We start from the raw sequence: 20,090 nt of genomic DNA, 5'->3' as shown, positions 1-20,090 counted from the left end.
CTCGGCTACCTGAGGTGCACTCAGGCACTGAACAGCTGGCGGATTTGTTCGGAGAGGGCGGCGACGTCCTTGTCCAGCAACCAGTCAAGGGTCAGGTACACGGCGACGCAAACCAGCGCGATCAGCGCCAGGTACACCCACAGCGGCACTTCGTGGCGCAGCATCTGCGACACCTGGTCCGGCAGTGCCCAGTCCGGTGACAAGGCCTTGGGTGCCTTGCGGTAGCGGGCGATGTCCTGGCCGAGGGTGTTGGCCAGGTAACGCAGCTGGTCTTTCTGGCCAAGGCTGAACTTGCCCTCGAAGCCAAGCGCCAGGCACAGGTGATAAACCTCGAGCACATCGAGGTTCTGTTTGACATCGCCCCGCAGAGCCTCGACCTTTTCGAAAAAGCCTTCACCCGCCAGGTGCACGCCGAAATAGCGGAACTGCAAGGGTTGCAGCTCGAAGTGCTGGCGCAACGCGTTGTCGCCAGCGCGCAACACGCTTTCATCCAGGAAGGCGCAAAGCGCGTACTGGGTGTCCTTGACCTGTTCGGCGCTGTAGTTGGCGGCACGGGCGTCACGTTCAAGGTTGGCGAAGAAGCGTTCGACACTTCCTTCGAAGGCCTGCACCGAAGTGACCTGGCGGCCACGGCGCACGATCAGCGCCATGCTGATGAAGTCTTGCACCAGGTCCTTGAGCGACGGTTTGGCAGGGGTGGGCACGGTAGCGCCCTGTTGCAGTACGGCTTCGGTCATTTGAGCACCGCCATCAGTTCAAGCTTGAGGTTGGTAAAGGCGCTGGGCGCGTAGAAGCAGATGGTCTGGGCGTTCATCATTCGCTCATACACCTGGCCATGCGGCTCGATGGCGAAGTACTGATTGTCCAGGCGCACCGGGATCGCGTTGGGGAGCCGCGCGGCGTGGTTGAGGGTAACGCCGGGCATGGCACTGTTGACCACCACCTCGATGTCTTCGGGCGAGCCGATCTTGAAGGCCCGCGGCACCAGTTCCAGCAAGCTGGCACCGGGCATGTCGGCATGGACCGACACGTAGAAGTCGGCCTCGACCAGGCGCGGGTCGTGCAACTGCCCTTGCCAATACGACGGTTTGGTCTGGGTGAGGTTGATGACGATGCACTGGTTGGGCACGACGTTGTCCAGCATCACCCTGATCATCTCGTCCAGCTTGACCAGCGATGCGGCTGGGTCGTGGTGGTCGTACTCGGGGATGTCGGCCAGTTGAGTGTCGAGGGTGAAGGTCAGCAGGCCACCGGCAAGGTCGGCAAGGAACAGGTACAGGCGCTCTGGGTGCAGGCGTGGGTGGGCCAGCAGGTGGGCCAGTTGCGGGTGCGCCCGGTTGACGGTGTTCAGCAGCCAGAACAAGGTGACATCGCTGGAGCCGAACTCGGCGATCTGGTCGGCGCGTTCGCGGCGCCGGCCAGACAGTGCCTTGCTTTTGGCCTGCAAGGCGCCGAGCAGGCGCTTGCCAATGCCGGCCAGGCTGTCGGGCAAGCCGAGGGCGTGCCAGAAGTGGCGCCAGGGCTGGCTGTCGAGGGTTTCCAGCTCGAAGGCCGTGCCTTCCAGGGAAACGAACGGCGGGCGGGCAAGGGCGTCGTCCTGCCCCGGCAGCAGCCGTTCGGCGTCTTCCGGTGCGGTTGCGCCAGCCAGGTACTGGCCGATACTCAGCAGGCCGCCGCGCAGCGGGTCCAGGCTTACCTGGGTGAACTGCCCGCCGCGCAGTTGGCCGACGGCAGCAGCCAGGCTGGCCTGCCAGGCGAGGGCGGCGTTGAGGGCGGCCAGGTAATCCACGCCCAGTGCTTGCGGGCGCCCGCTGGCACGGCCGTGCACCGACATCAGGCCGCAGGCCGCTTGCTGTATGAACTCGCTGGTGCTCTCCAGGGGCAGACCTGGCGGTGCAACGAACCGCATGTGAACGGGGTGCAGATCAGGGTGGGCCAACTGCAGCGCGGCCCCTTCGGCCAGGCCGTCGAGGGCACGCAGGCCAAGGCACTGGCCGTGGTGTTGCAGGGCGCGGCTCAGGCCCTGCCAGCCGGGCAGGGAGGGGCCGCTGCGCCAGCCGAGGCTGGCGTCATCTAGCATACGGGACATGGCGGATCTCGCGGACAGGTTACGGGCGAGCAGGCTTCGCGGGCGGGCCCGCGAAGCAATGAACGGTGGGTCAGCCGCCGGCCACGGCGGGCAGTACGGTCAGCTGGTCACCGGGGCGGATAGGCGTGGCCAGGCCGTCGGCGAAGCGGATGTCGTCGTCGTTGACGTAGATGTTGACGAAACGGTGCACCTGGTCGTCTTTCACCAAGCGGGCCTTGATGCCGGGGTAGCGGCTGTCCAGGTGCTCGATGATGTGGCGCACGGTATCGCCCTGGGCCTGGACCTGCTTCTGGCCGTCGGTGAGTGGGCGCAGCAGGGTGGGGACGATCACGGAAACCGACATGCTTTTCTCCTTTTGGTACATGTTGTGCCGGGGGTGCCGGCAAGGGTCAGGGCTGGACGCACAGGGGCTCTTCGAACACCCGTCCGTCGATGATGCGAAAGCTGCGCGCGGCGTGCCGCGCCTCGCCCCAGGTCGAGACGATCAGGTAATGCACCTGGGGGTCGCTGGCCAGGGCGATATCCTCGCGGCTTGGCCAGGCTTCGCTGGCGGTGTGCGAGTGGTAGATCACCCGGCAGTCTTCGTCGCGCTGATCCAGCTCACGCCAGACCTGCAACTGCTCGCGCGGATCGAAGCTGAACCAGGTGGGGCTGGCGGCCTGGTTGCGCATCGGCACCACCCTGTGTGCAAGCGGCTCGCCGCTGGCGGCGGCAATCAGCCCACAGGCCTCGATGGGATGCGCGGCCTGGGCCAGGTGCCTTACCTGTTCCAGGGCCTGAGCGGTGATGCGCAGAACCATGCGGGCGCCCTCAATAGCTCGGCAGGGCCGGTTCCACTTCGCGCACCCACGCCAGCACGCCGCCTTGCAGGTCACGCACCCTGCCGTGGCCGAGCCGTTGCAGGTCGCCGGCCACGGCTCTGGAGCGCATGCCCGACTTGCAGGTGATCACCAGGTCGGTGTCGTGGCCGTAGCGCTCGACGATCTGCGTCGCCACCTGCGCAGACTTGGGCATGAGCACCGCGCCGTCGATGCGCACGATGTCCCATTCGGTCGGCTCGCGCACGTCGATGATCACCGGCGCGCGTCCGGCATCCTGCAGCGACTTGAGCTGCACCGCGCTGATCTGCGGCACGGGCGCTGCATCACTGGCAGCGGGTCGGTCCAGCCCGCACAACGCCTGGTAGTCGCCCAGGGCGGTGACCGGCTGGCGCTGCGGCAAACGGCGCAAGGGCAGCTCGCGGTAGCTCATCTGCAACGCGTCGTAGACCATCAGGCGGCCCAGCAGTGGCTCGCCGATGCCGGTCAGCAGCTTGATCGCTTCGGTAGCCATGATCGAGGCGATGGCCGCGCACAGCACTCCCAGCACGCCACCTTCGGCGCAGGAGGGAGCCAGCTCCGGCGGCGGTGGCTCCGGGTAGAGGTCGCGGTAGTTCAGGCCGCGACCGCCCGGGGCATTCTCCCAGAACACCGACGCCTGGCCTTCGAAGCGGAAGATCGAGCCCCATACGTAGGGCTTGTCGGCCAGGATGCAGGCGTCGTTGACCAGGTAGCGGGTGGCGAAGTTGTCGGTGCCGTCGAGGATCAGGTCGTAGCCGCTGAACAGCTCCACGGCCATGTCCGCCTCCAGGCGTTCGGTATGGGTGTGCACCTTGACCAGGGGGTTGAGGCGGGCGATGGCCTGGCGAGCGCTCTCGGCCTTGAGCTCGCCGAGGGTGTCGACGCTGTGAATCACCTGGCGTTGCAGGTTGGACTCGTCGACCCGGTCGAAGTCGATCACGCCCAGGGTGCCGATGCCGGCTGCGGCGAGGTAGAGCAGGGTCGGCGAGCCCAGCCCGCCGGCGCCGATCACCAGCACCCTGGCGTTCTTCAGGCGGCGCTGGCCGAGTACGCCGATGTCGGGAATCAACAGGTGACGGCTGTAGCGGTTCACTTCTTCGCGGCTGAGCTCGGCTGCGGGCTCGACCAGAGGCGGTAAGGTCATATCGCTTTCTTCCATTCAGTAGATACGAACTGGAACCATTTTCAATTGTGTGGGCCGCCGGTTCAATCCGCCGAGCGGCCCGATTCGTATGGCAAAGCGCGGTAAAACTATGGGTTTTGTCGGCGGGGCGGTGGCAGGGCGCAAAGGGGCTGCGTGGCAGCCCCCGTGGCTCAGGACTGGAACGTGGCCAAGTCCTCGCAGACGCTGGCGAAGGCGCTCAGAAAGCGTTCGGCTTCGTCGCGCGTGAGCACCAGCGGCGGCTGGATACGCATCACCCGGTTGTTGTTGGCGGTAACGAAGGTGAGCACGCCATGTTCCTCGGACAGCTTGGTCATGAAGCGCAGCACGAACATGTCTTCCAGGTTCTGCTCCAATGCCTGGGCGGCGGCCTCCAGGTGCGCGCGGGCAGCGCCCGACAGCATGCGGTAGGTGGCCATGGCCTGGCCCGGTATGCGCCCTGCCAGTTCCTTGACCAACGCCTGCACGCCGCCGCGCATGTCCTGGTGAAACTCGATCGCCAGCATCAGCCCGCGGCCGCGCACCGCCACCAGGAATGAGTAGCGGTCCACCAGGCGCTGCAAGCCGGCCTGCAGAAACGCCCCCACTTCGGCGGCATTGGCACACAGGCCGTCCTGCTCCAGCACATCCAGCGCCGCCAGGGCCGCGGCGGCAGCGAAGTTACCGCCACCGAAGGTCGAGGTGTGCAGGGCGAAGCTGTCGATATCGCCATAGGCACGTTCCCACACGGCGTCGCGGGACAACGTGGCACCGATTGGCACCAGGCCGCCGGACAGCGACTTGGAAAGCACCATGATGTCTGGCGCGGTATTGTCCCACTCACAGGCGAACAGCTTGCCCGTGCGGCCCAGGCCGGTCTGGATCTCGTCCAGTATCCACAGGCAGTCGAACTCATCGCACAGCGCACGAACCCCAGCCAGGTAGCCAGGCGGTGGCAGGATCACGCCGCCTTCGCCCTGGATCGGCTCGACGATGAAGGCAGCCACGTCGCCGTGCTCCAGGCGCCTGCGCAACGCGTGCAGGTCGCCGAAGGGCAGGCTGTCGCAGCGCGGCAGCAGGGGCTCGAAGGGGGTGCGGTGCTTGGCCCGGCCGGTCACCGACAGTGCGCCCAGGGTCTTGCCGTGGTAGCCGTTGTCGCAGTAGACCACGCTGCGCTTGTCGCTGGCGGCCAGGGCCAGTTTCAGTGCCGCCTCTACCGCCTCGGTTCCGGAGTTGCTGAAGAACACCCGGTTCAGCCCACCGGGTGCCAGTGCCGCCAGGCGCTGGGCCAGCAGGCTGGCGTGCAATGGCGCCGAGAGGTACTGGATGAAGGTGGGAAATTGCGCTTGCAGGTAGCCTTGCAAGGCCTGGCTGATGGCCGGGTGATTGTGGCCGGTGTTGAGGCAGCCGTAGCCGGCGACGAAGTCGAGAAAGCGCCGGCCGTCCAGGTCGGTGAGCCAGCAGCCCTGGCCCTGGCTGAACACCCGCTCGATGTGGTTGAACCGGTAGAACTCCCGCAGCACCGGGTTGATGTGCTCGGCGAAGCTGTTGAGCACTTCGCGGCGCAAGGCCAGGGGCTCGTCGGTCGCGTCGCTGGCGCGTAGCGCACGGCGCGGGTGGTGGTGGCGGTGCAGGCGGTCGAAGGCCTCGCTGGCGAGCACTTCGCCGTCATGGCTCATGGGCGAAGGGCTGAAGCCGTGACGCTCGGCGATGCGGCCGATCTCCAGCACCTTGTGCACCGGCAACTCACGGCCCAGGGAGAATGGCTCGGCGCGGCCCTCCAGCGCCAGGATCATGGTTTCGGCCAGGCAGCCATTGAGGCTGCGCTTGGGCTCCAGGCCCAGGCTGCGCAGCCCCAGGTGCACGGCGGGGCTGGCGGAGACCAGGCCGGCGTCCACCAGCAGGATGTCGCGGCGCTGGTGGGGCACGTCCATCACGTCCTTGGGCAAGGCGGCATCCAGCACCACCGAGCCTGGCAGCAGCCGGCGTGGGTCGATCAGGCCGCCGCTGGAGGTGGCGGCTACATAGAAGCGCACCTGGGCGTAACAGTCTTCAAGGTTGTCGTGCAGGGTGACCTGGGCGTGGTACTGGCTGGGCAGGTATTCCAGGTGCGCCTGGGCCTGCTGGGCGTTGCCCCGGTGCACCAGGCGCAGCCGGCAGCCCTGTTCGGCCAGCAACCGCGCCACGGCCAGGGCGATCGACCCGGGGTAGCCGAGTACCGCCACTTCGGCGTCCGCTGCGGCGATGCCCAGCAGGCGCAGGCTGTCCATCAGGTTGGCGTAGGCGGCGAAGGCGGTCAGCGAGTTGCCGGTGGTAACCGCCACCTCGGCCTGCTGCATGGTCGCCACGCCGCGGTTGCCGACGATCGCGGTAAAGCCGCCCAGGCCCACCAGTTCGGCGCCTTCGGCCTTGAGCGCGGCCACGCCCTGCAGCACCCGTTCGGCAATCGCGCGCGGCTGGCGCAGCATCTGCTCGGCGGTCAGCGGCATGAACTGCAGCATTCCCGAGCACTCGGCGCCACAGGCGCTGACGATGCGCCCGAAATCGATGAACGGCACCAGGTTGCGCTGCTGCCAGCGCTCGGCCTGGTAACCCCAGGCCTGTTCTTCCAGGGTGCGGTCGAGCATGTCCACCAGCTTGACCTGATGCAGCAGGCCAGTGGAGGTGGGGTGGGCAATGAATCCGAATTTCATCAGCAGTTTTCCATGTTCAGGCGGCTCCAGGCGGTTTCCGAGACCAGGCTCAAGCCATCGCCCTCGGAGTTGTGGCCCAGCCATACGTCGAAGAAGTTCAGGCGCCCCGGCGCAGTCAGCGCCTGGCGCAGGGTGTCGGGGCAGAACTGCAGCAGGCGGGCGCGGCAGACACGCAGCGGGCCGAACGCGCGCTCTTCCCACAGCGGCCCCTCGGCCAGCGGCACGTTGACCTGGCTGGCGCCGTGGCAGGCATAGCGTTTGTCCAGGTAGGTCTGGATCATCGACAGCACGCCGTTGGCCAGGTACATCACCGTGACGTTGCGCTGGCCGGCATCGGCGCTGCTGGCCAGGCTCATCGCCAGGCGCTGCTCGATGTCCGGCACCAGGGCGCGGGCACCGTCGCCGATGAACGCCAGCACATGGCGCTCGTCGTTCAGGGCTATGTAGGGCAGCGACATCAGTGCATCGCCCATCAGCGCCCGGCCGTACCAACCGGAGAAGCCGGCGTCGGTACGGGGCAGGTTACGCAGGGCCGACAGGCTGCAACGGCCCACGTCGTAGACACCGGTGTAGCGGTAGCCATCGCGCTCGATCAGCTCGCCAAGCAACTGGCCGAAGCGATGAAAGAAGTAGTTCGGCGTCATCGGCAGGGTTTCGATCTGGTCGCTGGGCAGCACCTCGCGGGTACGCTGCAGCCTTTGCAGCCGCTCGCGGCGGGTGCGCAGCAGCGCGGCCGGTACGGCCAGGCGCGGCTCCAGGTAGTCGAGCACCCTGTTCAGGGCCAGCGGCACTGGCAGCTCGCAAAACGGCGCGATATGGCCGGGCTGGTGGTTGACCTGGGCAATGTGGAACAGCCTGGGCAGGCGACCTTCCGAGTAGGGCGTCGCGGACTGGTCGATCTTGCTTTTGACGAACATCAGCCAGGGTTTGCCCGGCTCGTTGTCGGTGCCTTCGAGAAACGCGTGCACGCGGCGGCTGAATCCGTACATCGACAGCGGCCCGAGGTAATTGGGCACCGGCTCCTGGTCCTGATAGGCGCATACGCTACCGGGTGCGACAATGCTGTCGGCCAGCGCGATGCCAGCGCGGCGCGCCAGTTCGACCACCCGCTGGCGCTCGTCGGCAGCCAGCCGCCCGCATTGCCAGAGCAGGCGCGAAGGCGTGTGGTTGATCACCTCCAGCAACTGCTCCAGCGCCGCCAACTCCGGTGCCGTAAGCGCCTGCTGCGTGGCGGCGGCGGGCATGGGCGGGGGCGGGCCTTCCAGCTGCGCGCGGGATTCGAGCACCGCCTGGGTGGCAAACAGGAAGGTCGGCGCCGGGCGTTGGTCAAGGGCAGCGAAGGCCTGTTCGACACAGGCCGCGGCTTCATCCGGGCGGCGCACGAAGCGCTGCCACAGGCCGCGGGCGGCGATGACCTGATGGCCATCGTTGTCGGCGTCCAGGGTGCCCTGGAAGGCGAACCAGACCGATTCCGGCGAGTCGGCGCACACCACCAGGCCCGGCGCACCGGCGCGCTTGAGGTTGGCCAGGGTGCCGCGCATCTCGTCAAGCATGCCCGAGGTCATCACGATCACGTAGGCCCGTTGGTACAGCTGCCAGCCGGCCAGGGCGCTGACGGCCAGGGCGTGCTCGTTGCAGGCGCTGTGGAAACCGCAGGCGGTTGGCCGCAGCAGCTCGCCCAGCGAGTCGAGCAGGCCGGCGACCATGGAGCCGGTGAAGAAATGGCAATCCCAGGCCTGGCCCCAGCGTTGGGTCATGCGCTGCTGGATGTCGCGGGCCAGGCTCACCGGCTCAGCCGATTGCAGGGTGGTGCGTGCCAGCAAGCGGTTGCAGTAGGCGTGCTCGAGGTGGTCGACGAACAGGCGCAGCAGGTCGGCGCGGCGCAGCGCCCGGTCTTCGTGGGGCACGCGCAGCAGGCGGTTGCCGCCCAGGCGGGTCAGCCAGTGCTGCAGGTGCTGCGCATGGCACAGCAGCACGGCGCTGCTGGGCGAGCGGCGGGCTTCGGGCTGGGTGTCGAGCAGGGCGCCCAAGGGGTCGTGCTCGGGTTGCGCTTGCAGGTCACGGGTGTCCAGCAGCACGTGGTCGCAGGGGCAGGCGGTAGCCAGCGCCGCCTGGGCCTGGGCAAGGTCGTCGAAGGCCAGCAGTTGCAGGGCCAGCGCACCTGGCTTGGCCTGTTGGCGCAGGTAGGCTTCGGCCTGGCCGGCGACCTGGCGGTACAGGCTCTGCAACTGGGCGTCGGGCCAGTGCTGGCTGGCGTGCGGGGTCTCATGCCCCAGCCAGTGGTTGAGCCGGTCGAGCACGGCGCTGACGTCGGCCCGTAGCGCCGGATCGCGGCTGATCAGGCAGATGCCGTAGCGGTGTGGCTTCATGGTTTGCCCTCAAGGGTGATGGAAGCGGTGCCTGGGGCGGCGTCGCCGGGGGTGCGCAACAGGGCGTCGGTGCTGCGCGCGATGCTGTGGCGCACCCGCCACGCCAGTACCAGCGCCAGCGCCAGGCCAGCGCCCAGGCTGGCCAACAGGCCGCCATAGCCCAGGCGGTCGAGCAGCAGGCCGGCGAGCACCGGTGCAGCCAGACGGGTGACCACGAACAGGCTCGACTGCAGGCCATAGTCGCTGGCGCTGCGTTGCTGGCGGCTGAAGAACAGGGTCAGGCCGAACATCAGCGCCGACACCGCCCCCATGGCCAAGGCCAGCAGTAATGCACCGGCGATCAGCCAGGGCTGGCCCAGCCGCAGCCACACCGCCAGGCCCAGCACCCCCAAGGCCAGCAGCGCCGCCAGCAAGTACAGGACAATCGCCCGTGCCGTGCCCAGCAGCGGAATCAGGCGCCCGCCCACCAGGCTGGCAAATGCGCCCAGCGTGCCCCCGGCAATGCCCACCAGCCAGGCCACCTGCTCCAAGGCCATGCCCTGGTCGAGCAGCAGGGGTTTAAGGTACAGCCAGGCCGCCCCGATGAACGGGAAGGCGCTGAGCAGCAACCAGGTCCACTGGCGTGCCGCCGGCTGGCCGAAAAAGCCGGCCCAATCGGCCACCAGGCCCGGTGCCATGGCTGCCGGTGTGGGCACGCTCGGCAGGCGCCTGGCGACGAGCAGCAGCGCCAGCACCCCCAGTGCCAATGCCGCGCCCATGATCACGAACGGCGCCTGCCAGCCCAGGCGCGACTGCACCAGCAACATCGCGCCGCCGCCCACGATCGCACCCACGAACAAGGCCGCGGCGCGGATGCTGCCGGCACGCACCTGTTCGTGGCGCGGCAGCCATTGCACCGCCAGGGCATTGAGTGGGATGTCCATCCAGGTGGCGACGATGCTGATGGCGAAGGTCATGGCGAACAGCGCCAGGCGCTGTTCGATGAGGTTGTCGCGGGCGATCAGCGCGTACAGCACGATCAGCACGCCACTGAGCAACGCCAGCCAGCGCGGCAACGGCGAGCGCCCCAGGCGCACCCGCTGCACCGGCACGGCCATGAGGAACTTGAATACCGCCGGCAGCCCGGCCAGCTGGAACAGACCGATCTCGGTCCCGCTCCAGCCGTATTGGCGCATGACCAGCGGCAGGCCGAACATCAGGTAGATGCTCGGCACAGCCAAGGCCAGGTTGAGCCAGCCGAACAGCAGTTGCAGGGCGATGACAGGGGGGCGGGTCATGGTGTCACTCCTTGGCCTTGCGGGCGATGACTGCCGTTACCGGCGTTAGTGGGTAGCGCACGCCATCGACCTGCTCTACACCACGCCAGCCGCTGTCGCGCAGCAGCTGCGCCAGCTCGCCCTCGGCCAGTACGTGGCGGCCTTGCAGGCGCATGTGCAGGTAGTAGGGCAGCACCTGGGCCGCGACCTGACGAGCCTGGGGCACTTCAGCCTGGCAGCACACCAGCAGGCCACCGGGCGCGAGCGCCGCGTGCAGGCGCTGCAAGGTGGCCGGCAGGTCGTCGACGAAGTGCAGCACCGACGAGCACCAGATCAGGTCGTAGCCGCTGCCGATGTCGTCGCTGTTCAGGTCTGCGCCGCGCGCGCTCAGCCGGGCGCCCAGGCCGGCGGCGGCGATATTGTCGGCGGCCACCTGTGCCGTCTCGGGGTATTCGAGGACCACGCCGCTGAGCGCCGGCAGTTGCCGGGCCAGGGCGATGGCCACCAGGCCCGGCCCGCCACCGAGGTCGAGCAGGCGTTGCAGGCGTGGGTACTCCGGCAGGCTGGCCAGCAAGGCACAGGCGCTGTCGCAGGTGACCGCTCGTTGTTCCTGGGCGATCTGCAAGCGCGCGGCATTGGCCCACCCCTGGTCGAGCTGGGCGGTACTCGGCGCCTGGCGCGGCACGCCCGTGCGCAGGTAGCCGTCCAGTTGTGCGCCGGTTTCCCGCAGCACGCGGTGGCGGAACATCAAGGCATCGCCGCAGTACTGGACCGCGTCGCTGCGCAGGTGGCGGTCGGCCAGCGGGCGATTGCGGTAGCGCGCCGGGCGCTGAGCATGGCGTTCGAGCAGGTCCAGGCTCCACAGCAGTTCGAGGAAGTAGTCGGTGCTCTCTGCATGCCAGTCCAGGGCCTGCGCCACCTGGGCGGGGGCGATGTATTGCTGCAGGTGATCGAACAGGCCGTGTGCCAGCGCCAGTTGCAAGGCGTCGGCCGCCAGCCCTCCCAGTTGCAGGTCCCAACAGGCTTGCAAGGGGTGGGTGGCGGTGGGGTGCGGGTCGCGGGGGCGGGGTGCAAGTCGGGTCACGGTAACTTCCTGTAGTTGTCGCGTGTGTGGCCGTTGCGGGCCCACGGATAAGGAACGAAACGGGGCATGGCCGAATCAGCTCAAAGGGTGGTATATATTAAATAAGAATCATTCACATAAAATATGCGAGCCGGAGCCGTTTCTATGCGGTGCGACGGCCGCAGATCCTCAGGGATGTCTTCATGAACACGAGCAACGCCACCTGCCGCCTGGGCCTGGACCAGCCCCGGCACCGTTCGCTGAGCGCCGACGGGCGCCTGCGCCTGCAACTGGACGAAGCCTACGGGCAGTGCCACACCGACCTGCTGCAACTGGAGCAAGGCCTGTCGCTGGGGCGCCTGCATTACCACCCCACACGCCCGCTGGTGGAGGAGACCTGCGGGCCGCATGACGGCCACGTGATGGTGGTGACGGTGGGGCTGCAGGGAAAATCCGGCTTCATCGGCCAGGACGGCAGCAGCCTGGCGTTCGAGGCGGGGCACACCACCATCACCGCCTTCCGTGCCACGCCTGGCGAGCGCCGTTACCAGGCCAATGAAACCGCTTCGCAACTGCGCGTGGTGATCGACCACGCGACGCTGTGCAAGTACGTGGGCGAGGCACGCGCCACTGAAGTGCTGGGCAGCGGCCGGTTGCACCGCCTGGATTTCCGGCCCAGCTCCCAGGCCGCCCAAGCCCATGCCGCCGCGCTGGTGCGCTACCTGCAACCGGGCGGTCTGGACCCGGCCCACCGGCTGGACCTGCATATCCATACCCTCAGCCTGCTGGCCGAGCAGTTCAACCTGCTGGCGCCGCCGCCCAGCACCGCTGCGGCCTTGAGTACCAGCGACGTGCAGCGTATCGAGCGGGCGCGCAACCTGTTGTGCGAGCAACTGGACAAGCCGTTGACCGTGGATTACCTGGCCACGGCGGTGGGCATGAACGAACACAAGCTCAAGGAGGGGTTCCGTTACCTGTTCGACACCACACCGGCACGCATGCTGCTGGAGTTGCGCATGCGCAAGGCCATGACCTTGCTGGAGGCCGGGCAACAGGTGGCGCAGGCGGCGTGGCAGGTGGGGTACAAATACCCGAACAACTTCACCGTGGCGTTCACCCGCTATTTTGGCCGGTCACCGAAGTCGATCTTCGGGCGCAAGCGCTGAGCCCGGTCAGGGCGCCGCTGCAGGCCATGGCGAGGGTCGCAGCGGCGCGCCACCGCTACAGCTCGAAGCTGACCCTCATCCCCACCTCGCGTGGCGGGCTGTACACGGTCACAGCGCCATTGAGCAATCCCTGGGCGTCGTAGCGCTTGTCCAGCAGGTTGTCGACGTAGGTGCTGACGGTGTACTGCCCGAAGCGGTAGCCAGCGCTCAGGTCCACCAGGCCGTAGCCGGGGCGCCGATAGGTATTGGCAGCGTCCAGATACACCTTGCCCACCGCACTCAGCGCGCCCTGTACGTACCAGCCGGCATCGGCGTCGTAACGCAGGCCCAGGTGGCCGGTGAAGTCCGGGGCGAACGGGTTGCGGTTATCCTCGTAGTCGTTGCTCCCCTCGCGGAACCGCTCGAAGCGTGTGCGGTTCAGCCCCAGCGCCGCAGTGAGGGTCCAGCGTTCGCCCAGCAGGTATTCCAGGTCCAGGTCCAGGCCGGTGGAGGTCGCCGCCGCCGCATTGGTGATGTACACCAGCCCCTGCTGCACCAGTTGCTGCACCTGCATGTCACGCACCTGCATGCGGTACAGCGCCGCCGAGTAGCGCAGGCGCTGGTCCGCGGTCAGGCCCTTCAGGCCCACCTCAAGGCTGCGCACCTGCTCCGGGTCGTACGCCGGGTTGCCGGCGCTGCTGGCGAAGGCATTGAAGCCGCCCGCACGCATGCCCTGGCTGTAGCTGACGTAGGCCTGGGCATCGTCGCTCAGCGCATACTGCAATGCCACCTTGGGGGTGAAGTGCTGCCAGCTGTCGGACTGGTTGCGGTTGCCTGCCGGGTCGATCCAGGCACGTGCGTACTCATAGCGGCCACCCAAGGTCAACGACCAGGCCCCGGCCAGCGGCTGCAGCCATTGGCCGAAAAGCGCGGCGGTATTGCCACCCAGGCCGGCCTGGGTACGGCTGAGCCCCATCGGCAGTTTCTGCTGGTAATCCAGGTCGTGGTCTTCACGGTCGGCGTACGCGCCCAGCAGCCAGCGGCCTTGCCCGTGGCTGCCACTTAGGCGCAGTTCCTGGCTCAGGGTTTCGAGGTGGTAGTCGCGGGCCAGGTGCATGAGGTCGCTTGGCTGGAAGTCGGTGTCCTGGCGTAGACGGTCGTCGAACACGCTGCGTGCGGTGATCGAGCGCAGTTCCAGGTCGCCGCCCAGTTGCCGGCGCAGGTCCAGCGACCAGGTGTCGCCGCTGGAATGGTTACGCCCGGCCAGCCCGGAATTCACTGCCCGGTCGGGGCCCGTGCGGCTGCCCCATTGGGCGGCCTGGTCGCGGTATTTCAGGGTGCTGTAGCGCAGGGTCGCGTCGGTGAGCGCATCCGGCGTCCAGCGCAGGGTCAGGCGGCCGCTCTGGCGCTCGCGGTCGTCGGTTTTGCCACCGGCGAAGTCGTCGTCCAGGTAGCCGTCCTGGCTTGTCCATTGGCCAGCGGCACCTGCATACAGGGTGCCTTCTATCAGCGCGGTGCTCAGGTCGGCGCTGACCAGGCGCTTGTCACGGCTGCCCAGCCCGGTTTCCACCCGGGCGTAGTCGGCGTCGCCCGGCTGGCGCGTGAACACGCTGAGCACGCCGGCCTCGGCGTTGCGACCGTACAGTGCCGATTGCGGACCGCGCAGGATCTCCACGCGCTCGACGCCCACCAGGTCATTGTCGAAGCCTTGGCCGCGCAACACCGGCACGCCGTCGACCAGCATCAGCAGCGAGTTGGAGAAGGCCGTGGCATTGGAGGTCAGGCCGCGCACCACCGGCAGTTGCGTACCCGACTGGCCAAAGGGCTGGAAGGTGAACCCCGGGGTGCGCCGCACCAGTTGTTCCAGCGAGTCCACCGGTGTGCTCTGCAGGGTCCGGGCGTCGATCACCGAGAGGCTGGCAGGCAACTGGTCGCGGGCTTGTTCAAGCTTGTCGCTGGCCACCACCGTGTCTTCCAGCACCAGCCGTTCGCTCGCGCTCGTCGGCGTCATACCGCCTGCGACCACCAGCCCTGTGAAAACCCCCACCAGCGTTGTTCTGGCCATGCCCGTTCCTCGATGTTGGCAACGCGCACCCCGCACGGGCACGCAACGGCCGGCATTGTAGCGCCTGACCGAGAATCATTCGCGTCTGTAACCTATGCGCCAGCGACGGTTTCCTATGCGTGGCCGCGGATGGAGCACCACCAGCACCAGGCTTTTGTTCCGCAGCATGAAACCAGTTTCGGTTGTGTGCCACGGCAGGCCAGGTTTAGCTGGCAGCCAGCACGACCTGCCTCACCCGTCGTGACCTCAAGGCGAACAACAAGAACGGGAAACCACCCGCACAAGGAGACTGCACATGTCCCGACATCAGCACATCCTGGCCTGGCTGAACGATGTGGCCAGCGACTTGCACGCGATCCGCCATGATATTCACGCCCACCCGGAACTGGGCTTCGAAGAAAACCGCACCTCAGCGCTGGTCGCCCGCCACCTGGAACAATGGGGCTACGAGGTGCACACCGGCATCGGCAAGACCGGCGTGGTGGGCGTGCTGCGCAATGGCAGCAGCCAGCGCCGCCTGGGCTTGCGTGCCGACATGGACGCGTTGCCCATTCATGAGACCACCGGTGCCGCCTACAGCAGCCAGCACCAGGGCTGCATGCACGCCTGCGGCCACGATGGGCATACCACCATGCTGCTCGGTGCCGCCCGTTACCTGGCCGCCACCCGGCAGTTCGACGGCACACTGACGCTGATATTCCAGCCGGCGGAAGAGGGGCAGGGTGGTGCCGAGGCGATGCTGGCCGATGGCTTGCTGACGCGTTTTCCCTGCGATGCATTGTTCGGCATGCACAACATGCCAGGGTTGCCCGCGGGGCAGCTGGGCTTGCGGGAAGGGCCGATGATGGCTTCGCAAGATCTGCTCACCGTGACCCTGGACGGCGTGGGGGGCCACGGCTCCATGCCGCACCTGACGGTCGACCCGCTGGTTGCCGCCGCCAGTGTGGTGCTGGCATTGCAAACCGTGGTGGCGCGCAATATCGATGCCCAGGAGGCAGCGGTGGTGACGGTGGGGGCCCTGCAGGCCGGCGAAGCGGCCAACGTGATCCCGCAACAGGCACTGCTGCGCCTGAGCCTGCGGGCGCTGGATGCTGAAGTACGGGCGCAGACCCTGCAGCGGGTGCGGGCGATCATCACCCACCAGGCTGAAAGCTTCGGCTGCCGCGCCAGCATCGAGCACCGCCCGGCGTACCCCGTGCTGGTCAACCACCCGGCAGAAAACGCCTTCGCCACCCAGGTAGCCGTGGAGTTGCTGGGCGCCGACGCGGTGGATGCCAACACCCGCAAGCTGATGGGCAGCGAGGATTTTGCCTGGATGCTGCAACGCTGCCCGGGTGCCTACCTGTTCATCGGCAACGGCGTCGCGGGGCCCATGGTGCACAACCCCGGCTACGACTTCAACGACGACATCCTGCTGACCGGCGCTGCCTACTGGGGCGCGCTGGCAGAGCGCTGGCTAGCACCGGCCTGATCCTGCCGTTTTACCGACTGCCGCTGGAACCCGGGTGCGACCGTGCCCGGGCGATCACCCAAACACCGTGTGGAGTGCTCCCTATGCAGACTTCGAGTAATGGCGTGTCACGCACCCGCCAAGTGGTGGCTGCCGTCATCGGCAACGCCCTGGAGTGGTATGACTTTATCGTGTACGGCTTTCTGGCCAGCATCATTGCCCGGCAGTTCTTCCCCTCCGACGATGAATACGCCTCGCTGCTGATGGCCCTGGCCACCTTCGGTGTCGGCTTTTTCATGCGCCCGGTGGGCGGTGTGCTGCTGGGCATGTACGCCGACCGCAAGGGTCGCAAGGCGGCGATGCAACTGATCATTCGCCTGATGACCGTGTCGATCGCCATGATCGCCTTTGCCCCCGACTACTTGGCCATTGGCATGGCCGCGCCGCTGTTGATCGTGGTGGCGCGCATGCTACAGGGCTTTGCCACGGGCGGTGAGTACGCCAGCGCCACGGCATTCCTGGTGGAGAGTGCCCCTGCCCACCACAAGGGCCTGTACGGCTCCTGGCAACTGGTGGGGCAATGCCTGGCGGTGTTCGGCGGTGCGGCAATGGTGGCACTGGTTACCCACCTGTGCTCGCCTGCGGCGCTGGACAGCTGGGGCTGGCGTATCCCGTTCGTGCTGGGCCTGCTGATCGGCCCGGTAGGGCTGTGGATTCGCAAGCACATGGAAGAGCCCGAGGCGTTCATCGAGGCCCGCCGCCAGGCCAAGGGCCGTTCGCCCAGCCTGCTGCAGGTGCTGCGTGAACACCGGCGCAGCCTGCTGGTGGCCATGGGCCTGGCTTCTGGCGCCACAGTGTCGTTCTATGTGGTGCTGGTGAACATGCCGACGTTTGCCCACAAAAGCCTGGGCCTGCCGTTGGACGAGGTGCTGCTGGTGCAGATGCTCGCGGTGGGCCTGATGACGGTGGTCATTCCACTGGCCGGGGCACTGTCGGACCGTTTTGGGCGGCGGCCGGTGCTGATGGCCTTCACCCTGGCATTCTTCGTGATGGTCTACCCGCTGTATGTCTGGGTCGCCGCTGCGCCATCCCTGGAGCGCCTGCTGGTCATGCAATTGCTGCTGTGCACGGCCATCGGCGGCTTCTTCGGCCCGGCGCCGACTGCCCTGGCCGAGCAGTTCCCGGTCGAGGTGCGCTCCACCGGCGTGTCGGTGGCCTATAACGTGGCCGTCATGGTATTCGGTGGCTTTGCCCCATTGATCGTGACCTGGCTGACCCAGGCGCTGGGAACCCCGGTGGCGCCATCGTTCTATGTACTTTTTGCCTACCTGCTGACCTTGTTGGCTACCTACTGCCTGAAAGACGCACCCCGGGCGGGCAACCGGGCTGCCTTCAACCTTGGAGTGAAACCGTGAAGCCGCTTGTCATCGACCCCATTGTCGCCCTCGGCGCCGAAGCCTTGTCCCAGGCCATACACGCCCGCCAGCTGTCGTGTCGCGAGGTGATGCAGGCCTACCTCGTGCACATCGAGCGCTGCAACCCACGGGTCAATGCGCTGGTCTCGTTGCGCCCGGCCGCGGCACTGCTGGCCGAGGCCGACCAACGGGACCGCGAACTTGCCAGCGGCCATTCACGCGGCTGGATGCATGGCATGCCCCAGGCCATCAAGGACCTGGCGGCCACGGCCGGGCTGCGGACCACACTGGGTTCGCCGCTGTTCGCCGACCAGGTTCCCCAGCACGACGCGATCAGTGTGGCGCGGGTGCGGGCCAGTGGCGCCGTGATCGTGGGCAAAAGCAACGTGCCCGAGTTCGGCCTGGGGTCGCAGAGCTACAACACCTTGTTCGGCACCACCACCAATGCCTACGACCCGACACGGGTGGCAGGGGGCAGCAGCGGTGGCGCGGCGGCGGCACTGGCCATGCGCCTGCTGCCGGTGGCCGACGGCAGCGACATGATGGGCTCGTTGCGCAACCCGGCGGCGTTCAACAACGTGTTCGGCCTGCGCCCATCGCAGGGGCGGGTGCCCCACGGCCCTGCGCCGGAATTGTTCGTGCAGCAGTTGGCCACCGAGGGGCCGATGGGCCGCAGCGTGACCGATGTGGCCCGGCTGTTATCGGTTCAGGCCGGGGCAGATGCACGGGCACCGCTGGCGCTGAGCGAAGGCCGGCGCGATTTCGCTGCCGGCTTGCAGCGCGATCTGCGCGGCGTACGGGTGGGCTGGCTGGGGGACTACAACGGCTACCTGCCGATGGATGACGGGGTGATGAGCCTGTGCGAATCGGCGTTGGCCGACTTTGCCGAGCTGGGCTGCCGGGTCGAGGCCTGCCAACCGGCATTCGACCTGGCTCGCTTGTGGCAGTGCTGGCTCACGCACCGCCACTTCCTGGTGCATGGCAACCTCAGCGCAGCCTATGCCGACCCGGCCCGGCGCACACTGCTCAAGCCCGAAGCACAGTGGGAGGTGGAAGGCGGCTTGCAGTTGAGTGCTGCAGCGCTGTACCAGGCTTCGCTGGACCGCAGTGACTGGTACCGCGCCATGGCTGAGCTGTTCGAGCATTACGATTTCCTGCTGCTGCCATCGGCCCAGGTGTTCCCTTTCGATGCGGGCCTGCCATGGCCGCAGCGGGTAGGCGGGCGGCCCATGGACACCTACCACCGCTGGATGGAAGTGGTGATCGGGCCGACCCTGGCCGGCTTGCCGAGCATGAGCGTGCCGATCGGTTTCAACCCTGGCGGCTTGCCCATGGGCTTGCAGATCATTGGCCCGGCCCAGGCAGACCATGCCGTGTTGCAGTTGGCCTATGCCCATGAACAACTCACCGGCTGGGTGCAGCGTTGCCCGCCGCCCAGCCTGCAGGCGCCATGAGGTGCTGGCCAGGCGCGCTTTTTGCTGGCTATGCTGACCCTCTGGCAACCAGGAGGTCATCCCCATGGGCATCACGGCAGAAGGTGGCGGCGTGCGTTCGGTGGAGCGGGCACTGGCCATCGTCGACCTGCTGGGCGAGCACCAGGCACTGGGCCTTGAAGAACTGCATTACCTGACCACACTGCCCAAGGCCACGGTGTCGCGCATGCTTGCTACCTTGCAGGTGCAGGGCTGGGTTTATCGCGGCCTCAGCGACCGGCGCTATCGGCTGTGCTCGCGGCGCTTGTACGGTGACCGCCAGTTGCGCTTCAAGCGGCGCCTGGTGGAACGCGCCGCGCCGATGCTGCTGGAGTTGAGCGAACGTACCGGGTTGGTGGTGGACCTGTCGTGTTTCGATGGTCAGCGGCTGGAGGTCATGGAAAGCGCCATTCCGCAGATCTTGCGCAAGCGTTACCCGCATACCTGCCAGATTGTCGGCCATCATGCCAGCCTGTTCCATTCGGCGATGGGCCGTGCCTGCCTGGGTGAGCTGGGGCTGGAGGAGGTGCAACGCCTGGCGGCCGATGCGCGGCTGCGGGACGATGCGTTGCTGCGCGATATCGAGAAAGAGGCACACAAAGGTTTCGGCCAGCGCACCGAGGGCCACTGGGAGTACCCGGTACGCCTGCCGCACCTGATTCGCGCCATTGCCTTGCCAGTGCATGCCGAAGGCCGCCTGGCCGGGAGCATCGCCTTGCACTGGCCGTTGGACCAGGCGCCGGTCGAGCGGGTACTGAGCCTGCACCTGAGCAGCCTGGCGAGCACGGTTGGCGAGGTGCAGCGGGCGTTGGCCTGAGGCTGGCGGTCATGCTTTCGCACCCTATGGCCGCTCTTGGTGCCTGATGCTGCTTACTTGAGGGTGATGCCACACTGATCGGGGCTGCTGCGCAGCCCATCGCAGGCAAGCCAGCTCCCACAGGGATTGCATCAGGGCTGACAGGTGTTTGCCACAAGGTATGCAGCGCCTGTTAGAGCGAGCGCCGCCCGCGCGGCGCATCGCGAGCTGCGCTCGCTCCTTGTATGTTGTGACTGGCCTGGCGGGAGAAGTTATTCTCGTCAGGCTGAAGAAGCA

At 67.3% G+C, this 20,090-nt stretch carries 15 protein-coding genes; 5 read left to right on the top strand and 10 right to left on the bottom strand.

The window, feature by feature from the left end; all coding sequences use genetic code 11:
- Positions 1–20: 20 nt before the first annotated feature.
- From icmH to QME24_RS15945, 9 genes are all read right to left on the bottom strand, one after another.
- Complete coding sequence (icmH, locus tag QME24_RS15990) at positions 21–737, bottom strand: type IVB secretion system protein IcmH/DotU (protein WP_054904740.1); 717 nt, start codon at positions 735–737, stop codon at positions 21–23.
- The gene (gene tssK, locus QME24_RS24760) at positions 734–2,089 is read right to left on the bottom strand and encodes a type VI secretion system baseplate subunit TssK (protein ID WP_341790817.1); all 1,356 of its coding nucleotides are present in this window, start codon (positions 2,087–2,089) and stop codon (positions 734–736) included. Before tssK ends, icmH begins: the two co-directional genes overlap by 4 nt.
- A gap of 70 nt (positions 2,090–2,159) precedes the next feature.
- On the bottom strand, positions 2,160–2,432 hold the full coding sequence (locus QME24_RS15975; protein ID WP_009681732.1) for a MoaD/ThiS family protein: 273 nt from the start codon (positions 2,430–2,432) through the stop codon (positions 2,160–2,162).
- Positions 2,433–2,478: 46 nt separating this feature from the next.
- A complete protein-coding gene (locus QME24_RS15970) occupies positions 2,479–2,889 on the bottom strand; it encodes a M67 family metallopeptidase (protein WP_009681733.1) in 411 nt (136 codons plus the stop codon).
- Between the two features lie 10 nt (positions 2,890–2,899).
- Entirely contained in the window at positions 2,900–4,072 is a 1,173-nt protein-coding gene (gene moeB / locus QME24_RS15965; RefSeq protein WP_125855295.1) for a molybdopterin-synthase adenylyltransferase MoeB, read from the bottom strand.
- Positions 4,073–4,242: 170 nt separating this feature from the next.
- Positions 4,243–6,762 (bottom strand): aminotransferase class III-fold pyridoxal phosphate-dependent enzyme, encoded by a 2,520-nt coding sequence (locus QME24_RS15960; RefSeq protein WP_280091118.1) that lies wholly within the window; start codon positions 6,760–6,762, stop codon positions 4,243–4,245.
- Entirely contained in the window at positions 6,762–9,131 is a 2,370-nt protein-coding gene (locus QME24_RS15955) for a thiamine pyrophosphate-binding protein (protein WP_280091119.1), read from the bottom strand. The genes QME24_RS15960 and QME24_RS15955 overlap by 1 nt, the downstream gene beginning before the upstream one ends.
- The gene (locus QME24_RS15950) at positions 9,128–10,408 is read right to left on the bottom strand and encodes an MFS transporter (protein ID WP_280091120.1); all 1,281 of its coding nucleotides are present in this window, start codon (positions 10,406–10,408) and stop codon (positions 9,128–9,130) included. Before QME24_RS15950 ends, QME24_RS15955 begins: the two co-directional genes overlap by 4 nt.
- A 4-nt stretch (positions 10,409–10,412) precedes the next feature.
- Positions 10,413–11,471 (bottom strand): class I SAM-dependent methyltransferase, encoded by a 1,059-nt coding sequence (locus tag QME24_RS15945; RefSeq protein WP_280091121.1) that lies wholly within the window; start codon positions 11,469–11,471, stop codon positions 10,413–10,415.
- Positions 11,472–11,653: 182 nt separating this feature from the next.
- Between QME24_RS15945 and QME24_RS15940 the strand changes: the two genes are divergently transcribed.
- Positions 11,654–12,616: an AraC family transcriptional regulator gene (locus QME24_RS15940; RefSeq protein ID WP_009681743.1), complete on the top strand. Its 963-nt coding sequence runs from the start codon at positions 11,654–11,656 to the stop codon at positions 12,614–12,616.
- 55 nt (positions 12,617–12,671) lie between these two features.
- Here the strand turns inward: QME24_RS15940 and QME24_RS15935 are convergent, their stop codons facing one another.
- Positions 12,672–14,660, bottom strand: coding sequence for a TonB-dependent receptor (locus tag QME24_RS15935; protein WP_280091122.1), 1,989 nt, complete (start codon positions 14,658–14,660; stop codon positions 12,672–12,674).
- Positions 14,661–14,955: 295 nt separating this feature from the next.
- Here QME24_RS15935 and QME24_RS15930 point away from each other — a divergent pair, with 295 nt between their 5' ends.
- From QME24_RS15930 to QME24_RS15915, 4 genes are all read left to right on the top strand, one after another.
- Positions 14,956–16,131: a M20 aminoacylase family protein gene (locus QME24_RS15930; RefSeq protein ID WP_280091123.1), complete on the top strand. Its 1,176-nt coding sequence runs from the start codon at positions 14,956–14,958 to the stop codon at positions 16,129–16,131.
- An 83-nt stretch (positions 16,132–16,214) separates the two neighbouring features.
- A complete protein-coding gene (locus QME24_RS15925) occupies positions 16,215–17,525 on the top strand; it encodes a citrate-proton symporter (protein WP_280091124.1) in 1,311 nt (436 codons plus the stop codon).
- On the top strand, positions 17,522–18,979 hold the full coding sequence (locus QME24_RS15920; protein WP_280091125.1) for an amidase: 1,458 nt from the start codon (positions 17,522–17,524) through the stop codon (positions 18,977–18,979). The genes QME24_RS15925 and QME24_RS15920 overlap by 4 nt, the downstream gene beginning before the upstream one ends.
- A gap of 64 nt (positions 18,980–19,043) precedes the next feature.
- Entirely contained in the window at positions 19,044–19,814 is a 771-nt protein-coding gene (locus QME24_RS15915; protein WP_054905693.1) for a helix-turn-helix domain-containing protein, read from the top strand.
- The last annotated feature ends 276 nt before the right edge of the window (positions 19,815–20,090 follow it).

Source organism: Pseudomonas sp. PARCl1, from assembly GCF_947311875.1.
GTDB classification, from domain to species: Bacteria; Pseudomonadota; Gammaproteobacteria; order Pseudomonadales; family Pseudomonadaceae; genus Aquipseudomonas; species Aquipseudomonas juntendi.
Note: the sequence above shows the minus strand (reverse complement) of the source record. Positions and strands in the feature narration are given on the sequence as shown.